The following is a 17,015-nucleotide window of genomic DNA, read 5'->3' on the forward strand; positions in this document are numbered from 1 at the left end:
CCCTAATGGTATATTAGGGAGGGGTGAAGACTATTGCCTGTAGCGCGGGTGCTTTTAGCCTACAATCAGGCTGTGCTCTCTCAGGAAGAAGAAGAATACTACGCAACCCAGCAGGAACTCAAGGGACAGACGCTCACCCTCATCCAAGAGGCCCTGAGAGAAACCGGATATGAAGTGGTGCTTTTCGATGTTGAACGCCCTCTTGAGGAAGTGGTGGCCTGTCTCCTGTCTGAGGACATCCACTTCGTCTTTAACGTCACCACCTGTGTCTCGTCGGTGTACAGCCAGGCACTCTTGCCTCTGCTCCTTGACGCCCTGGATATTCCTTATCTTGGTTCCCGTGCGGTAGTCCATTCACTTTGCCTAGATCGTTCTCTGACGAAGCTGGCCCTGAGGGGCCTTGGTGTTCCCACACCCTCCTTTTTCCTCTGGGCTCCCCAAGTTCCCTGGCCCGAGAACCTTGAATTCCCTGTTCTTGTGAAGCCCCGTTTTCGGGAATACCGAGGAAGAAAGCTTGGGGGCTTCATAGTCCATGACCACGAGGCCCTCAGGAAAGCCGCTCTTGAGCTTTTTGAGATGACCGGGGAGAAAGTGATTGTCGAAAAGTACATTCCCGGAAGAGAATTCGTTGTTGGCCTGTGGGGCAATGACGAGGAAACCGCTCCCCTGCCCATTCTCGAAATCACCCCCCTCAGTCGGGACTTCCCTCCCTGCGAGGAAATCCTCAGGCGAGGGGAACGGGTTCTGGGAGTGGCAGACCTTCCTGAGGAAATCGTCCTTCAGATTCAGCGCATGAGCCTCAAAATCTTCCAGGAACTCAACATGCGCGACTACGCCACGTTCCGCCTGATTCTCTCTGAGGGAGAAGCCCTGCCGCTTTTTCTTGAAATCAATGCCCTTCCGCTGCTCTACTATCGCCAGAGTCCTTTCCCGGAGATGTGCGCTGCCTTGGACATCGACTATACGGGTATGGTGCAGCGCCTCTTCCACATCGCCATGAAACGGGTGAAAACACGTGTCTAACCCTTTACCCTTTGCCGTTCTTGGGGCAGGACACGGTGGGCAGGCTCTGGCGGGGTACCTTGCCCTCAGGGGTTTTCCGGTGCGGCTTTTCAACCGGACTCCCGAACGTCTTCGTCCTATACAGCTCCTTGGGGGTATACAGGTTGAGGGAGAGGTGAGTGGTTTTGCTCCCATCCCGGTTGCAACCTCGGATATCCGGGAAGCCATAGCGGGCGTTCAAGTCATCATGGTGGTTCTCCCGGCCACAGGCCACCGGGACATTGCCGAACGCCTGAGCCCTTACCTTGAAGACGGGCAAATTATCGTCCTCAACCCTGGGAGGACAGGAGGCGCGCTTGAAGTACGTCAGGTGCTTAGAGAAACTTCCTGCACAAAAGACGTCCTCATTGCTGAAGCTCAGACCTTCCTCTTCGCCAGCCGGATCAGCGGACCAGCACAGGTCCGGATATTCCGGGTGAAGAATAGCATCCCGGTCGCTGCCCTACCGGCGTACGAAACCGTGAGGGTCGTCCAGACGCTTCGGGTTGCCCTGCCCCAGTTTATTCCCGAGGACAGCGTCCTGAAAACGAGTTTCAATAACATCGGCGCCGTTTTCCATCCCACCATCACCATCCTCAACGCGGCCCGAATAGAGAGCACCCACGGGGAGTTCGATTACTACATCGAGGGCGTCACACCCTCTGTTGCTCTTGTCCTTGAAGAGGTGGACAAGGAGAGGGTCAAGGTAGCTGAAGCCCTGGGAGTTCGCGCCATCACTGCCCGGGAATGGCTGTACTCAGCCTACGACGTTTCCGGGAGAAATCTCTTTGAGGCTATCCAGAACAACGCAGGATACCAGGGGATTCGAGCACCCTCCACCATTTTCCACCGGTACATCACGGAAGATGTCCCTACAAGCCTCGTCCCCATTGCTTCTTTGGGGAAAATGCTCGGTGTGCCCACGCCGACCATCGATAGCCTCATTCACCTTGCTTCGGTTCTCCATGGAAGAGATTACTGGAAGGAGGGAAGAACGGCGGAGAAGCTTGGATTGCAGGGGTTGAGCGTGAAGGAAATTCACGAGCTGGTGGTGACCGGTGGAAAGTAAAAAAATCCTCGGGGCTTCGCTGGGAACCTGCGTTCACGTTGCCGGAGTGTACGGATTCCTGACCCTTGCGGAACGCTTCGGATACCAGACGGTCTTCCTTGGTCCTGCCCGCTCTCCCCAGGAGGTCGTCGAGGCGGCTTTACAAGAACGCCCGTCAATGGTCATCGTTGGGTACCGTCTCACAGAACGCGTGGCAGAGAAGCTTTTTGAGGAGCTGCAAAGCCTCATAACCAGGCACGGTCTCTTTCGAATTCCCTGGGCTTTGAGCTGTACTCCTCAAATTGAGCCCGTAGCCCGCAAATCTGGCCTTTTTACCTATATCTTTACCGGAAGGGAGCCATTTTCGGAGATTGTGGCGAGCCTGACCGGCTCAAGAGAAGAACGCAGGGAGGACACCTATCCTGAAACCCTTCCTGGGCGCATTGCCGCCAGGTACCCCTTTCCCCTTCTCCGCCACCACTTTGGCCTCCCTACAGTGGAGGAAACGGTGGAAGGGGTACGCCGCATAAGCGAGGCGAAAGTGGTGGATATTATTTCCCTTGGCCCGGACCAGAACGCCCAGGAGTTCTTCTTCGAACCTCACAGGATGGACGAAACCCACAAAGGAGCAGGGGGAGTTCCCCTGCGGCGAAAAGAAGACCTCGTGGCCATATTCGAAGCCTCTCGAAGGGGGAATTTCCCCCTCCTTCGCTGCTACAGCGGAACAAATCACCTCAAGGAGTGGGCACACCTTCTCCACGAAACCATCCGCATCGCCTGGGGGGCAGTCCCCATCTTCTGGTACAGCGAGCTCGATGGACGGTCAAAACGGCCACTCCCTGAGGCCATCAGAGAGAACCTGGAAGCCATGAAGACCTATATCGACCTTGGCGTTCCCATAGAGGTGAACGATGCACACCAGTGGAGCCTCCGGGGAGCGCCAGACAGTGTCGCTGTGGCCTCCTTCTTCCTTGGGGCGTACATTGCCAAAAAGCTCGGCGCTCGGTACTACGTTGCCCAGTACATGTTGAATACCCCTCCGGGCATTGCTCCCCGGGCGGATCTTGCCAAAATGTTTGCCAAAAAAGACCTTGTGCAGACTCTTGAAGATGCGACCTTCACCGTCTTCACCCAGATCCGGGGAGGGCTGGCCCACTTCTCTCCACATCCTGAGATTGCCAAAGGGCAGCTTGCGGCTTCGACCTTCCTCGGGCTTTTCCTCCGCCCCCATATTGTCCACGTGGTGAACTTCTCCGAGGGCGACCACCTGGCCCGACCTGAAGAGGTCATCGAAAGCGCTCATATTGTTCAGGGAGTCCTGAAAGATGCCCTTTTTGACCTTCCCGACGTCACGAAAGACCCCTACATTGCAGAACACCGGGCACGGATAAAGCATGAAGCACTCCTCCTTCTTGAGGCTCTAAAGAGCCTGGGTCAGGGGGAAGACCCTTTCCTCGACCCAGGGGTCCTTGCTGGAGCAGTCACAAGAGGTTTCTTTGACGCCCCTCATCTTCTTGGCAACCCCTGGGCTAAAGGAAAGGTTCAGACGAGAATCGTTGAAGGTATGCTTTACCCTGTTGATGAAAAAGGGCGTGCACTCAGCGAGGAAGAACGTCTGAGGCGCCTGGGATTCTCCTTTTAGAGAATCCCCTCCCGCAAGAGGAGTTCGGCAATCTGGATGGCGTTGAGCGCCGCCCCCTTGCGGAGCTGGTCCCCGACTACCCAGAGGTTCAACCCCCGCTCTAGAGAAATGTCCTCCCGAATCCGCCCAACGTAGCACTCGTCCTTTCCGGCAACGAAAAGGGGCATCGGGTAGAGACGATTCTGCGGGTCGTCCTGAACTACCACTCCGGGGAAGTTCGAAAGGAGTTCCACCGCTTTCTCCCGGGTGATTTTCCGCTCCGTCTCAATGTTGATGGCCACGGAATGAGCCCGGAACACTGGAACCCGAACACAGGTTGCCGTCACCTGGATGGAAGGATCCTCCATAATCTTTCGTGTTTCCCAGACCATTTTCATCTCTTCCTTCGTGTAGAAGTTCTCTAAGAATACGTCGATATGGGGAATGAGGTTAAAGGCAATCTGGTAGGGGAAAACCCGTGCCTCCAGGGGTTTCCCCTGGGCATAGGCCACAACCTGTTCTTCGAGTTCCCTCATGGCCTGTGCTCCTGCCCCGGAAGTCGCCTGGTAGCTTGCCGCCACAATCCGGCGAATCCTCCCGTAATCGTGGAGGGGCTTTAAGGGAACAACGGAGATAATGGTGGTGCAGTTGGGATTGGCGATGATACCCCGCTTCTTCACCTCGTGGACCCGGTGGGGGTTAACTTCTGGAACGATCAGAGGAACATCGTCTTCAAGACGGAACGCAGAAGAGTTGTCCACCACCAAGCACCCACTCTCCACCGCTTTGGGAGCAAACTCCCGACTCACGGAAGCACCAGCGCTGAAGAGTGCAAGGTCACACCCGGAAAAACTCGAAGGACCCAGAACCTCGACAGGGATTTCCTCCCCCCTGAAATGCACCGTCTTCCCCTGAGAGCGTGGAGAGGCCAGAGGTTTCAGGTCCCGGAGAGGGAATTCCCGCTCCTCAAGGATGCGGAGCATTTCCTGTCCGACCGCTCCTGTGGCACCAACCACGGCAACCCTAAGAGCCTTCACAGAGAATCACCTCACTGTCGCTGATAAATGTCCTGTGCAGTGCCTGAACCGATTCTTCAACCCTGTCCTTCGGGATGAGACAGGAAATCCGGAGATTTGAGGTGCTGATCATGTCAATGTTCACCCCACACCGTGCCAGGGCGTCAAACATGCGAAAGGCGATTCGGGGGTCATTCGCCACTCCTGCTCCCACCACCGATACCTTACCCACATCTCCGTCGAACTTCACCCCTTCAAAAGAGAGGGTTTTTTGCAAGTCCTCGAGAGCCCTCCGCACCTTCCCCTCGTCTTCCTGGGGGATCACAAAGGCAATGTCCTTCTTGCCCTCCCGCCCCTCGCTTTGAATAATCATATCGAGGGATACCGAAAAGTCAGCAAGAGTCCGCAGGATGAGGGCAGCAACACCGGGCTCGTCCGGAACCCCAAGAAGGACAACCTTGACAACTTCAAGACTATGGGTGATGGCCCGTACCTTGGCCTCTTCCATATTCTCCACCTCCTCCACCCACGTTCCTTCCTCCTCGAGAAAAGTCGAGCGAACGTGAACCCGAACCTGGTAGAGCCTTGAAAAGCCCACCGCGCGAAGCTGCAGGACTTTTGCACCAAGGCTTGCCATCTCCGACATCTCATCGTAAGAAATGCGAGGGATTTTCCTTGCCTCAGGGACAATGCGGGGGTCTGCTGTGAAGACCCCTGCAACATCGGTGTAAATCTCGCACACATCGGCCCGAAGAGCTGCCGCCAGAGCACAGGCCGTGGTATCGCTCCCTCCCCGGCCAAGGGTGGTGATGTCCCCGTCTTCGGTAACACCCTGGAAACCAGCGACGATAACCACCTTTCCCTCGTTGAGGTGACGGAAAATCCTCTCCACCTCGACCCTGAGAATGCGAGCCTTAGTGTGCACGTCGGTGGTGATGATTCCTGCCTGTCCCCCAGTAAGAGAAATCGAGGGTACTCCCTGGGCAAAAAGAGCAATAGAGAGCAGGGCAATGGAGACCTGTTCTCCTGTGGCAAGGAGCATATCCACTTCTCGTTCCGGAGGAAACGGATGGAGTTCCCGGGCCATGGCAAGCAAGGCGTCGGTGGTTTTCCCCATTGCCGAGACCACCACAACCAGTCGGTGACCTTCGAGGAAGTACCGGCGAACCCGAGAGGCCACGTGGCGAATCCTCTCCAAATCGGCGACTGAAGACCCTCCGTATTTCTGGACGACAAGACTCACAGGATTTCAACCCTCGCGCCCTTTTCCTCAGGATGCACTTCCTGAATTCTCACCGCCACACCCCGGGCAGCGAAAATTCCAGCGATTTCTTTTTTTTCCTCTTCCTCAAGGGGTCGGGAAAGGACAAGAAGCAATGTTGGGCCAGAACCGCTGATGACCACATTCCCCAGGCCCTTTCCTTTCACGTATTCCTTCACTTCAGGGAAACCAACCACATACTTCCCCCGGTACGGTTCATGGATACGGTCCTCCAGGGCACGGAAGAACCCTTCACGGTCCCGGGTAAAGAGGCTTCCCAGAAGGAAGGCAAGGTGAGAAAGGGAGAACACCACATCCTCCCTGGGATAGGAAGCGGGGAGCACACCCCGCATGACTTCGGTGCTCAGAGTATAGTCGGGAATGAGCACAAAGAGGGAGAAAAGCGGGGGAAAGGAAAACCGCTGGTAGAAGACCCTGCCTTCCTCCCGGAGGGCAATGGTGAACCCCCCCACAAAGGCCGGGATGACGTTGTCAGGATGCCCCTCAAGGGCAACAGCAAGCTCGAGCATCTCCTCAACTTTCAGCTTTCCCCCACAGAGGGCATTCGCCACCATTACTCCGGCAACGATGCATGCAGCGCTACTCCCAAGCCCCCGGGCAATGGGGATGCCGTTTGTGGCGCAGACCCTAAGGCCTACCCCCTCAAAGCCAAGCCGCTCCCAGGTTTCCCGCACGGCAACGAAAAAGAGGTTCCGCTCGTCCTGTGGAACCTCCCCCTCTCCCTCCCCACGGTGGTGCAGAAAGAAGGACCGTTCCTCTGTAGTTTCCACTTCTACCTTATAGGTGAGATCAAGGGCAAGACCTAAAACGTCAAACCCGCAGGAGAGATTTGCTGAGGTCGCGGGAACACAGACACGGAGTTTCAAGGCCTCTCCCCCCCAAGTCCGAGGAGCTCCACCACCGCTTCTTCCCGTGGCTCAACCTCTTCAATCTTCCCCTCATTCTGCCTGACAGCAATGTCAGGATCCTTCAGGCCATGCCCGGTGAGGATGCACACCACCGTCTCTTTCCCCCGGAACACTCCTTCCCGGGCCTTCTTCATGATGCCTGCAAGGGAGGCCGCAGAAGCGGGTTCCACGAAAAGCCCCTCTTCCTCCGCAAGCATCCGCTGGGCAAGGAGAATCTCCTCGTCGCTCACAGCGTCAATGAGCCCACCAGACTCGTCCCGGGCAGCAATAGCGCCTTTCCAGCTGGCTGGATTGCCAATGCGGATGGCGGTGGCCACCGTCTGGGGATTTTCCACGGGCTTCCCCAGAACAAGCGGGCAGGCACCTTCAGCCTGGAAACCAAACATTTTCGGAAGAGCACGAGTCTTCCCCCGCTCGAAGAATTCCTTGAAACCCCTCCAGTACGCCGTGATGTTCCCCGCATTCCCTACGGGAAGTGCAAGGATATCGGGAACACCTTCAAGCCACTCCACAACCTCAAACGCCGCGGTTTTCTGCCCCTCAATACGGTAGGGGTTGATGGAGTTGACGAGCGCCACCGGATAGTTGGCCGTGATAAAGCGCACGATACGCAGTGCATCGTCAAAGTTTCCGCGTACTGCCAGAACTCTCGCTCCATGCATCAGCGCCTGAGAGAGTTTCCCCAAGGCGATTTTCCCCTGAGGGATGAGGACGATGCAGGAAAGCCCTGCCCTGCGGGCATAGGCTGCAGCCGAAGCAGAGGTATTCCCGGTCGAGGCACACATCACCACTTCCTTCCCCTCTTCCTTGGCCTTGGCAATGGCCACCACCATCCCCCGGTCTTTGAAAGACCCCGTGGGGTTCATTCCTTCGAACTTGAAAAAGAGCGCTCCCACGCCAAGGCGCTTCTCCAGAGACGTCGAGCGAATGAGAGGCGTGTTGCCCTCCTCAAGGGTCAGAAGCGGTGTCGCCGCCGTTACAGGTAGGTATTCGGCAAAGTACGCAAGAATTCCCGGCCAGCGCAAGAAAAACTCCCCCTTCTTTACTCTGAGTTCCTTTTAGCATACCATAAAAAAATATGGAGAAAAAGCACGTGCTTCTTATCAGCAACGGATACGGAGAGGATTCCTTCGCAGCCCTTATTCTGAAAGAACTCCTGGAACTGGCTGAAGCCCAGGGTGTTGCCCTTGAGGTGAGCATTGTCCCCCTGGTGGGGGAAGGCAAGGCCTTTGAGGGCACAGCGCAAAGGTTTCCAGGCCGGGTGAACCTACTCCACGTTTCCCCCTCTTTTCCGTACGGCGGGGTGTACCTGGGGAGCTTTCCCCAGCGCGTCTTTCGGTTTCTCACCGACGCATTTCGGGGAGGAATAAGGAATGCACTGGCCGTTTTTCGCCTTCTCAGGAACTGTCCCCTGTCCTTTGACATGGTGATTGGAGTTGGAGACATTCTTCCTCTCCTTTTCGGTCTTCTGGGCACCGGAAAGAAGGTGTATCTCTTCGCCTGTGCCCATACTGACCTTTTGCGGATTCGAAAGAAACCCTATGAGCGCCTGGGAAGGATCACGGCGTTCTTCTTCCGGTATGGGACGGCGAAAGTCTATACCCGAGATGCTCCGACTGCTCTGTGGTTCCAGAGTCTGGGTATCCGGGCCGAATTCCTTGGATTCGTGGGTCCGGAAATCCTTTCGGGTTCCTGCAGGGGAAAAAACATTCTCTTCCTCCCTGGGCATCGAGGGGACTGGGAGAGAAACTTCCTTTTCCTTGCGGAAACAATACTTCTTGCCCGGGACGCTCTGGCTCCTTTCGCCCTCCATTTTGTCTTCCCCCCGGAACAGAGCGCCACGCAGATAGCGCGCACCATCCAGATGGCCCGTGGAGAGCTCGTCGATCCTTCTTCTTTTTTTCTGGGGCGGCAATCCATTTCCTTCAGCCAGGGAGACTATTTTGCGCGCCTTGGAAGCGCCTCCCTCGTTGTAGGATTTGCGGGAACAGCCCTCGAATACGCGGCGTTCTGCGGCATCCCCTGCATTGAACCCTGCCTCAAAGATGCTATCCAGGCCAACCCCCACTTTCTCGTTTCACGACAGGCTCTGCTCCTTCGGGAAGCCCTCGTCCCTGGGGGAGACACCCCGGAAAAAACTGCCCGCGTTCTGCAGAAGGTCCTGAGGGATCTCCACGTTTTTCAGGAAAGGGCACAGCAATTTGCCAGGACCACCTGGCAGGGGCAGGGAAAAGGGGCAAGGAACATTGCCTGGGACCTCCTCAGCACTCTTCGCACAGTGCCTCCGAAACCCCAAGATACAACACTTGCTGTGGGCGACTCTCGTAACGGTACACGGTGATGCCTTTGCATCCAAGCTCATGGGCCAAAAGGTACACCCGGAAGACATCCTGAGGGGTTGCAGACTCTGGGAGGTTTACCGTTTTTGAAACGGCGTTGTCCACGTACTTCTGGAAGGTTGCTTGAACCCGGACATGGAACTCTGGAGGAATCTCTAAAGCGGTGAGAAAGAGACGGTGCAGGGCCTCAGGAATGCCCTCAATGCCCGCCATGGTCCCTCGCTCAAGCACAGCTTTCCGAATCCCCTCCGGAATGCCAAAGCGCTGGAACATTTCTTCAAGGAGAGGATGGACCTCAACGAGTTCCGTGTGTTCCAGAACGTACCTTCTAAAGGCCAGAGCAAAAAAGGGCTCGATGCTACTTGAGCAGGATGCAATGATACTTATGGATCCTGTGGGAGCAATGGAGAGCAGGGTGGCGTTGCGGAGGGGAAGGTTTTTCTTTGCCCAGATGCTCTGGGGGTAATTGGGGAAGGTGCCACGCCGCACAGCAAGGTCCAGAGAGGCCATCCGGGCTTCAAGGGCGATGAAGTGCATCACCTCAGCAGCAATCTTGAGAGCCTCTTCAGAAAAATAGGGAATGCCAAGCTGCACCAGCATATCCGCAAACCCCATCACCCCAAGACCAATTTTCCGGTTCCCCTTCACCATCTTCTCAACGGCCTCCAGAGGATACCGGTTGGCCTCGATGACGTTATCCAGGAAATGCACCGCCCTCCACACCACTTCCCGAAGGCGGTCGTATTGGATTTTCCCTCCCCTGACGAACTTCGATAGATTTATGGAGCCAAGGTTACAGGATTCATAAGGTAAAAGGGGAACTTCACCACAGGGGTTGGTGGCCACAATGTCTCCAAGGTGAGGGGTGGGGTTTGCACGGTTGATCGTGTCAAGGAAAAGGAGGCCCGGTTCCCCGCTTCTCCAGGCACTCTCGGCAATCGCCTCAAAGAGCTCCCGGGCGTTCACCCGTTCCCAGACTTTCCCATCCCGGGGGTTGACGAGTTCCACCTTCTCGCCACGCTTCACTCTTTCGATCTCCTCATCCGTTATGGCCACCGAGAGGTTGAAGTTCTCCAGAAACCCTGGCTTTTCCTTGGCCCGAATGAATTCCCGAATATCGGGGTGATTGAAGCGGAGGACTCCCATATTTGCGCCCCGGCGGCGACCACCCTGCTTCACCACTTCTGTAGCCACGTCGAAAATCCGCATGAACGACACAGGGCCTGAGGCCCGTCCACCCGTGGAGGCCACAATGTCGCCTTTCGGACGGAGAGCGGAAAAACTGAATCCTGTTCCCCCTCCGGATTTGTGAATGATGGCCATCTCTTTCAGGGTCGTGAAAATCGAGTCAATGGAATCCTCAACGGGAAGGACAAAACACGCCGAAAGCTGCCCAAGGGACGTACCCGCATTCATGAGGGTAGGGGAGTTGGGGAGAAAAACGAGAGAGGTGAGAAGTTCGAAAAATTCCTCGAAGGTCCTCGATGCATCCTCTCCGAAGGCCCTGTCCACCTCGGCGATGGAACGGGCAACCCGTTCCATCATACCCTTCGGGGTTTCAATGACGTTCCCCTCACTGTCTTTCAAGAGGTACCGCTCCTTTAGCACCCGCACTGCGTTCAGGGAGAGCTTCAAATCGTCCCGTACCCCGAAGAGCTCCCATTTCGCCTTTCGGAGAGAACGCCTTTTCTCCCGGTACAGAATGTACGCCCGGGCGACCTCAGAAAGACCCTCTCGCATGAGCACTTCCTCAACCGTGTCCTGGATTTTTTCGACCTCAGGAATGTCGCTGATCCGCTCAGAAAGCAGGTGAACGACCTTCTCAGCCAGGGTGTGGGCAAGCTCGGGATCCTCTTTCCCACAGGCAGAAAGTGCCCGGGAAAGGGCTGAAAGAATCTTCTCCTCCCGGAAGGGCTCAAGAGTCCCATCTCGCTTCCGCACATACTCAAAAGGCACTGTTATCCCCCCTCTTCATACTGCCGTTGAACCCACAAGAACATCTCCCGGGGTGTGGCGAAAACGTGCTCTGCCGCGATACGCTCCGCCTCAGCGCGATGGAAAGAATCCCAGAGCGCCAGGGCAAAGGCCACTTGAGCGCCGTGTGCAGCCTGGGCATCGAGAGGAGAATCCCCCACATAGAGTGCATTTTGCGGAGACACCCCGAAGTGCTCAAGAATCCGGACCACCCCATCAGGGTGGGGCTTGGCTCGCCGCACCTCGTCTCCACACAGGACGAAGTCAAAGAGGCGTTCGAGGTTGCATCTCTGAAGGGTTATAGAAGCGCTTTTTCTCCCCTTGGAGGTGAACAGCGCCTGTCTCACTCTCTTCCCCCGGAGGTACTCGAGAATTTCCAGAACTTCGGGAAAGAGTGTTACGAGGCGATCGTGTTCTTGCTCGTAGAACTCGTAGAATGCCCGCAGGGCCTCGTCCTTTTTCTCCTGTCCCACAATCTGCTCAATAACGACGTCCTCTGGAGGACCGTAGAGACCAACAATGTCTTGAGGAGTCATGGGGCGCCCGGCAAAACGCTCGGCCACCCACTGGAAAGCTCCCCAGAGGAGCCTGGAACTCCCGATGACGGTGTTGTCAAGATCCCAGATAAAAAGTTCAAACATGGGCTTCCTCTAAAAGGGCAGCGATATGGTGTACGAGCAATTCCATTTCTCTCTCGGTCCCGATGGAAATTCGAAGCGCATCGGGCCATTCGGGGAAATACCGGACGAGAACTTTCCGGTGCTTCAGTGCTTCGTACAGAAAGCGGAGGTCAACCCCCGCTTTTCTCACCATGACGAAGTTTGCCTCGGAAGGATAGACGAAAAACCCCAGTGCCCTCATTTTCTCCGAGAACCATTCACGGGTGCTTCTTATGCGGGCGATGTTCTCCCGAACGTACTCGAGGTCGTCTAAGGCCGCGCAGGCCCCAACCTGGGAGAGAATGTTCACGTTGTATGAAGCCTTGGCCTTGAGGAGCTCTCGAATAACCGCAGGGTGGGCAAAGAGGAAACCGACACGCAGTCCTGCAAGGGAAAAGGATTTTGAGAGGGTCCGGACAAGGATGAGGTTTTCATACCGCTTAAGGAGAGGAAGGGCGCTTTCTGGAGCAAAATCGACATAGGCCTCGTCAACCACCACGGGGCAGGCTGAACCCCGCACAAGTCTCTCGATATCCCTGGGGGGAATGAACGTTCCCGTAGGGGAGTTGGGGTTACAGAGGAACTTCAACCGTGCAGGAGCCGCAACGAAAGCCTCAGGAAGGGAGAAGTCTTCGGGGAAGGGTATTTCCAGAGGTACTCCTCCCTGGAGGAGCGTAAGAACCCGGTAGTACGTGTAGGTGGGGACGGGATAGGCAACCCTGTCCCCCGGATCCACGAAGATTCGCACCACGAGGTCGAGAAGCTCATCCGAACCGTTCCCGATAAGAACCCAGTCCTCCGGAACCCCGTACACCTCGGAGGCCTTCCGCCTCACCGCATCACTCAGTGGAGGAGGATACAGCGCCAGAGAACGGGAGGCGAGGAACTCCTGAAGCGCCGCAATAACTCTTGGAGATGGAGGATAGGGATTCTCGTTGGTGTTGAGCTTCACAAATCCTCCTTCCCTTGGCTGCTCCCCGGGTGTGTACCCCTGCATGGCAAGAATGGCTCTGCGAAACTCCACCACGTTCACCGTCCCTTCCCCATCTGTTTCAGAACCTGCGTACTCCTCCCGGAGGGGTCATAAAGAGCGTAGACTTCCTGGAGGTTCCGGAAATCCCCCCGGAAATCCAGACCGTATCCCACAACGTAAATGTCCGGAATTTCGAAGCAGAAGTAGTGGACCTCAACCTCGGCGATGCGGCGAACCGGACAGTTCAGGAAGCTGCATACCCGGACACTCTGGGGAAGCCGCCGTTCAAGGTTCCGTACAAGGAAGTTCAGCGTAAGCCCTGTGTCCACGATATCCTCAAGAATAAGCACATGGCGTCCCTTAAGGTCCACGTCCACGTCTTTCTCGATCTCGGCCCGTCGAAGTCCCAGGCGGAAAGGAGAGAGGGCCATGAAGTCAAGGTCAAAGGGAATTGTGAGCGCCCTTGTGAGGTCCACGGCAAAGTACACCGCTCCCCGCAGAATGACGATGAGGACCGGTCGTTCCCCTCTGTAGTCCCGGTCAATCTCATGGGCAACCTCCTCGACACGCCGCTGGATTTCTTCACGGGTGAATACCCGTACTCCCAACCGGGGGTCACTCATGGTCATCCTCAAGGTCGAACTTTCTCAAAATGTGCTCATAGTCCCGGGCATATACGACCTTGATTTTCACCTCCGGATAGAGCTCTTTGAGCTTTCGAACCTTCCGGTTCTTGCGCCAGGTAAGCTTCTGCTTCTGGGTGGTGAGCTCGATGAAAAGGTCGAAGTCCGGGAGGTAGAAATCGGGGGCAAAGGCCTCCACCACGTTCCCTTCACTGTCCCACTCAAGCGGGAACGTCCGGGGCTCGTAGAGCCAGCGAATACCGTAGAAGTCGAGAATTCGGGCAAACTCTTCCTCTGAAGGGTGAGAGAACACCACAGGCTTTTCCAGGAACCCTTCCCTGGTGAAGAATGACTCCTGCTGACCCAACGAGGGAGGTCGTGTCCTCTTCATGGCCTCAAGAACGAGCTGGCAGGACTCCTCAACGTCGTAAAAGGCGGTATTGAGGACAAAGTGGTAATGAAGGGGGTTGCGCCAGTCCACCCCGAAAAACCTGAGGAGGAATTTCTCTCGCTGCCGGTCCTGCTCGGCAAGGATGCGCGAGGCTGTGACCTCATCCTGGCGGTACCGTTCCATAATGCGCCGAAGCCTCACTGGTACCGGAGCCACCACGAGGAGATGGAACGCCTTCGCACAGCGGGCAAGGAGCCGCTGTCCCCCCCGTCCAAGGAGAACAAAGGCCCGTTTCTCGGCAAGCTCCTCAAGGAGCCTGCCAACCTCCGCCATCCAGCGTTCTCGCTCTCCCTCTTCCTCGGGAGGTTCGGGAGAAAGCGCAGGGGAATGGCCTTCAAGAAGAGCCATCCACTGCTCCCTGTTGATGAGCTCATAGCCTAGAACTCTTGAAAGCCTCAGAGCCACCTCATCCCCCAGGCTTTCAACCTCTCGAGAAACGGTGATAACCGAGAAGTTCCCCATTCCCCTTTTCACCGGCTTCTATTATACTATCCTGAGGATGGAAAACCCAGGGAAGAAGACGAGGAGCCGGAAAAAACGTGCAATCGCAGGATTCCTCTACCTTGCCGTCTGGGGAATCCTGTCCATTCTACCCGTATCTTCGGGATGGGCAAAAAATGATCTTTTCTTTTTCGACTATACTCCTGAGCACGTCTTCGCTCCCCTTGAAGGCTTTCTCGAAGACGCGCTCCACAGAAAGCCCAGATCCTTCCCCAAGCCACCCCTTGAGGACCTGAAAAAAGGCGTGTTTCCGGACACTCTGATGACCGAAGGAGATGTTCTGCTCTTTGGATACGCCAAGGAGGGCTGGCTCTTCTTCGAAGCCTGGGACCTTGGGGCCTCCCGGAAGGTTCTGGGCATGGTTCGCCGCCTCAAGGAAAGCGCCGCTTTTCTTGAGGCGATCAAGCGCCGGATTCCTGAGATACTTGGGCGGGCAAAGGAGTGGAAGGTCCTCTTCGTCCGCCAGGAAGGGGGACGCTCGTCCATTGTCTTCTCGGATCTTGCAGGAAAACGAGAAGTCTCGTTCCCCTTTCCGGAAAGCGGAGGCACACTCGAGACCATCACCATGACTCCCGATGGGCAATCCCTCCTTGCCGTGGTCTCCTGTGCAGGTGTGCGAAACATTTTCCGGATTGACCTTTACCCTCGCAGGGTGCAGCGCTTGAGCCTCCAGGAATTTTCAGACTTCTCCCCTACTTTCTTGCCTTCCCGAGGGACTATCCTCTTCCTTTCAGAGCGAGGAGGAAAAAGGGGGATTTACGAGATGAACCTCGATGGATCGAAACAGCGAGAGCTTCTTTTGCGAGATGCCCCCCTGGGGTGGCTCTCCGCATCCCGGTATACCGAAACCCTTGCGTTTTCCGAATTCCGGGAAGGACGATGGAAGCTGGTACTCTGGAACCCTCTTGAAAGACGGGAAGACGTCCTGAACTTCTCGGGCAATGTCTTTTATCCCACCTTTGGAGGACGGGAGCGGCTCTTTTTCATCGGGGAGCAGGAAGGAAGGTATGACGTGTACGAGTTCTCTCCCCAGAAGTCCTGGACCAGGTTGACGAACGATGGCCTTCCCAAGGCGTACCTTGCAGCGGCCCCTGATGGTCAGAGGCTGGCCTTCTGCGTGGAGAAAGACCCTGGAAACTGGGACGTGGTCGTCCTTGACCTGGTAAGAAGAAGAACTGTGCGGCTCACTGCCTCCTGGGCCAGGGAGCAGAGTCCAGTTTTCGCTCCCCTTCCCATGTACTGAACTGGAGGGATACACCGTGAGGAAAGGTCTTGTTGTGACCATTCTGGGTCTTCTTGTTGTGTTTCTCATGCACTCTTTTCCAGCAGAAGCATCGGTGCGGAAACTCCCCTCCTTTCGTCTTTACACGCTCAGGGGAGAAGAGATTCCCTTTCGCCCCTCTTCTTTAGCGATTCTCTTCTTCCTCGACCCTGAGTGTCTTTTTTGTCTTGCCGAGCTCGTCCAGCTCTATGAACGCATCGAAAATTTTGGGGGGAAGGTTCTGCTCTATCCGGTGTGCCTGCAATGCGACTTTCGGGATGCAAAGCGTCTTGAAGACTCTCTGGGAGGAAAATACACCATTTACCTCGCCCATCCTCTCCTTCCTGCACTCCTTGGGGTCTGGGAAACCCCCGCGCTCTTTCTGGTGAATGCAGAAGGTCGAGTCCTCTATCAGGCCAGGGGTGAGGTTGCGTGGGACGACCTTCAATCCCTCCTCTCTGCGAAGAACAACGGGCGTGGTCCTTCCAGGCCAAAAAAGGATTCCTGCATCATAGGTTTATGTTCCTGAAAGGAGGCCAGGTATGGATATTCTTCCACTTCTTGAACGTGTTGCGAGGGGAGAAATCTCCCCACAGGAAGCGTATGGCATTCTGAAAAATCTCCCCTTCACAGACCTCGGTTTTGCCAAGGTCGACCATCACCGAAACCTGCGAAAGGGTTTCCCTGAGGTTGTGTACTGTCCGGGAAAGAGCCGAGAACACCTCCTGGCCATCCTGAAAGACCTGGCAGAGCGTGTCCCGAACTTCCTTGCCACCCGTGCGGACCAGGAGACCTATGAGTTTCTCCGGCAACACCTCCCCTTTCTCTCCTTCCATCCCACCGCTCGTCTCATCTTTGCCGAACGGGAACCCCGGCCCAGAGTGGGCAAAATCGTCGTGGTCACCGGGGGAACGGCGGATATCCCTGTTGCGGAAGAGGCAGCCGTCACCGCAGAAATCGCGGGGAACCATGTGGAACGACTCTTTGACGTCGGTGTTGCTGGGATTCACCGCCTCCTGGCCCATCTCTCTGTCTTTGAGGGTGCCAACGCGGTGATCGCCGTGGCGGGCATGGAAGGGGCACTCCCGAGTGTTCTCGCGGGTCTTGTGAACGTCCCGGTTATTGCCGTCCCAACGAGTATCGGATATGGCGCGCATCTTTCTGGTCTTGCGCCGCTTCTTGCCATGCTTGCAAGCTGCGCACCTGGAATGGCGGTGGTCAATATCGACAACGGATTCGGTGCGGGGTTTTTCGCTCATCTCGTCAATCAGCTCGTTGAAGGGAGGAGAAAATCCTGAAGGTCCTGTACCTGGACTGC

Annotated in this window: 16 protein-coding genes; 7 read left to right on the top strand and 9 right to left on the bottom strand. The window is 56.2% G+C overall.

Going from position 1 to position 17,015, the window contains the following annotated elements; all coding sequences use genetic code 11:
* The first annotated feature begins 33 nt into the window (after window positions 1-33).
* Genes ACPT9Q_RS11405 through ACPT9Q_RS11415 form a run of 3 tightly spaced genes read left to right on the top strand, consistent with a single transcriptional unit; the run spans window position 34 to window position 3,731 of the window.
* Window positions 34-1,023, top strand: coding sequence for a hypothetical protein (locus ACPT9Q_RS11405; RefSeq protein ID WP_427365902.1), 990 nt, complete (start codon window positions 34-36; stop codon window positions 1,021-1,023).
* Window positions 1,016-2,110: an NAD/NADP octopine/nopaline dehydrogenase family protein gene (locus tag ACPT9Q_RS11410; protein WP_017872787.1), complete on the top strand. Its 1,095-nt coding sequence runs from the start codon at window positions 1,016-1,018 to the stop codon at window positions 2,108-2,110. The genes ACPT9Q_RS11405 and ACPT9Q_RS11410 overlap by 8 nt, the downstream gene beginning before the upstream one ends.
* A complete protein-coding gene (locus ACPT9Q_RS11415; protein ID WP_017872788.1) occupies window positions 2,100-3,731 on the top strand; it encodes a hypothetical protein in 1,632 nt (543 codons plus the stop codon). Before ACPT9Q_RS11410 ends, ACPT9Q_RS11415 begins: the two co-directional genes overlap by 11 nt.
* Here the strand turns inward: ACPT9Q_RS11415 and ACPT9Q_RS11420 are convergent.
* From ACPT9Q_RS11420 to thrC, 4 genes are read right to left on the bottom strand one after another with little or no spacing between them, the layout of a single operon-like run.
* Window positions 3,728-4,747 carry an aspartate-semialdehyde dehydrogenase gene (locus tag ACPT9Q_RS11420; RefSeq protein ID WP_017872789.1) on the bottom strand — a complete coding sequence of 340 codons (1,020 nt, stop codon included), beginning with the start codon at window positions 4,745-4,747 and terminating at the stop codon, window positions 3,728-3,730. The two genes, ACPT9Q_RS11415 and ACPT9Q_RS11420, sit on opposite strands and share 4 nt — an antisense overlap.
* On the bottom strand, window positions 4,734-5,969 hold the full coding sequence (locus tag ACPT9Q_RS11425) for an aspartate kinase (protein WP_017872790.1): 1,236 nt from the start codon (window positions 5,967-5,969) through the stop codon (window positions 4,734-4,736). Before ACPT9Q_RS11425 ends, ACPT9Q_RS11420 begins: the two co-directional genes overlap by 14 nt.
* Window positions 5,966-6,874: a homoserine kinase gene (thrB, locus tag ACPT9Q_RS11430; protein ID WP_017872791.1), complete on the bottom strand. Its 909-nt coding sequence runs from the start codon at window positions 6,872-6,874 to the stop codon at window positions 5,966-5,968. Before thrB ends, ACPT9Q_RS11425 begins: the two co-directional genes overlap by 4 nt.
* On the bottom strand, window positions 6,871-7,941 hold the full coding sequence (gene thrC / locus ACPT9Q_RS11435; RefSeq protein WP_017872792.1) for a threonine synthase: 1,071 nt from the start codon (window positions 7,939-7,941) through the stop codon (window positions 6,871-6,873). Before thrC ends, thrB begins: the two co-directional genes overlap by 4 nt.
* A gap of 68 nt (window positions 7,942-8,009) precedes the next feature.
* Here thrC and ACPT9Q_RS11440 point away from each other — a divergent pair, with 68 nt between their 5' ends.
* Window positions 8,010-9,257 (top strand): hypothetical protein, encoded by a 1,248-nt coding sequence (locus ACPT9Q_RS11440; RefSeq protein ID WP_427365903.1) that lies wholly within the window; start codon window positions 8,010-8,012, stop codon window positions 9,255-9,257.
* On the opposite strand, the gene ACPT9Q_RS11445 is transcribed toward ACPT9Q_RS11440, so the two are convergent.
* The 5 genes from ACPT9Q_RS11445 to ACPT9Q_RS11465 are packed head-to-tail and all read right to left on the bottom strand — an operon-like array spanning window position 9,178 to window position 14,397.
* Complete coding sequence (locus ACPT9Q_RS11445) at window positions 9,178-11,211, bottom strand: adenosylcobalamin-dependent ribonucleoside-diphosphate reductase (protein WP_427365904.1); 2,034 nt, start codon at window positions 11,209-11,211, stop codon at window positions 9,178-9,180. The genes ACPT9Q_RS11440 and ACPT9Q_RS11445 overlap by 80 nt on opposite strands.
* Window positions 11,212-11,213: 2 nt before the next feature.
* Entirely contained in the window at window positions 11,214-11,870 is a 657-nt protein-coding gene (locus tag ACPT9Q_RS11450; RefSeq protein ID WP_017872795.1) for an HAD-IA family hydrolase, read from the bottom strand.
* Complete coding sequence (hisC, locus tag ACPT9Q_RS11455; RefSeq protein ID WP_017872796.1) at window positions 11,863-12,921, bottom strand: histidinol-phosphate transaminase; 1,059 nt, start codon at window positions 12,919-12,921, stop codon at window positions 11,863-11,865. The genes ACPT9Q_RS11450 and hisC overlap by 8 nt, the downstream gene beginning before the upstream one ends.
* Complete coding sequence (hpt, locus tag ACPT9Q_RS11460; protein ID WP_017872797.1) at window positions 12,918-13,484, bottom strand: hypoxanthine phosphoribosyltransferase; 567 nt, start codon at window positions 13,482-13,484, stop codon at window positions 12,918-12,920. The genes hisC and hpt overlap by 4 nt, the downstream gene beginning before the upstream one ends.
* Window positions 13,477-14,397, bottom strand: a complete 921-nt coding sequence (locus tag ACPT9Q_RS11465; protein ID WP_017872798.1) for a cytidylate kinase family protein — start codon at window positions 14,395-14,397, stop codon at window positions 13,477-13,479. Before ACPT9Q_RS11465 ends, hpt begins: the two co-directional genes overlap by 8 nt.
* 37 nt (window positions 14,398-14,434) lie before the next feature.
* On the opposite strand from ACPT9Q_RS11465, the gene ACPT9Q_RS11470 reads away from it, so the two are divergent.
* From ACPT9Q_RS11470 to larB, 3 genes are read left to right on the top strand one after another with little or no spacing between them, the layout of a single operon-like run.
* Window positions 14,435-15,679, top strand: a complete 1,245-nt coding sequence (locus ACPT9Q_RS11470; protein WP_427365905.1) for a TolB family protein — start codon at window positions 14,435-14,437, stop codon at window positions 15,677-15,679.
* A gap of 16 nt (window positions 15,680-15,695) precedes the next feature.
* A complete protein-coding gene (locus tag ACPT9Q_RS11475) occupies window positions 15,696-16,226 on the top strand; it encodes a hypothetical protein (protein ID WP_017872800.1) in 531 nt (176 codons plus the stop codon).
* Between the two features lie 13 nt (window positions 16,227-16,239).
* Window positions 16,240-16,995: a nickel pincer cofactor biosynthesis protein LarB gene (gene larB, locus ACPT9Q_RS11480; protein WP_427365906.1), complete on the top strand. Its 756-nt coding sequence runs from the start codon at window positions 16,240-16,242 to the stop codon at window positions 16,993-16,995.
* The last annotated feature ends 20 nt before the right edge of the window (window positions 16,996-17,015 follow it).

Origin of the sequence: Candidatus Caldatribacterium saccharofermentans (assembly GCF_050267035.1) — a bacterium.
Classification (GTDB): domain Bacteria; phylum Atribacterota; class Atribacteria; order Atribacterales; family Caldatribacteriaceae; genus Caldatribacterium; species Caldatribacterium saccharofermentans.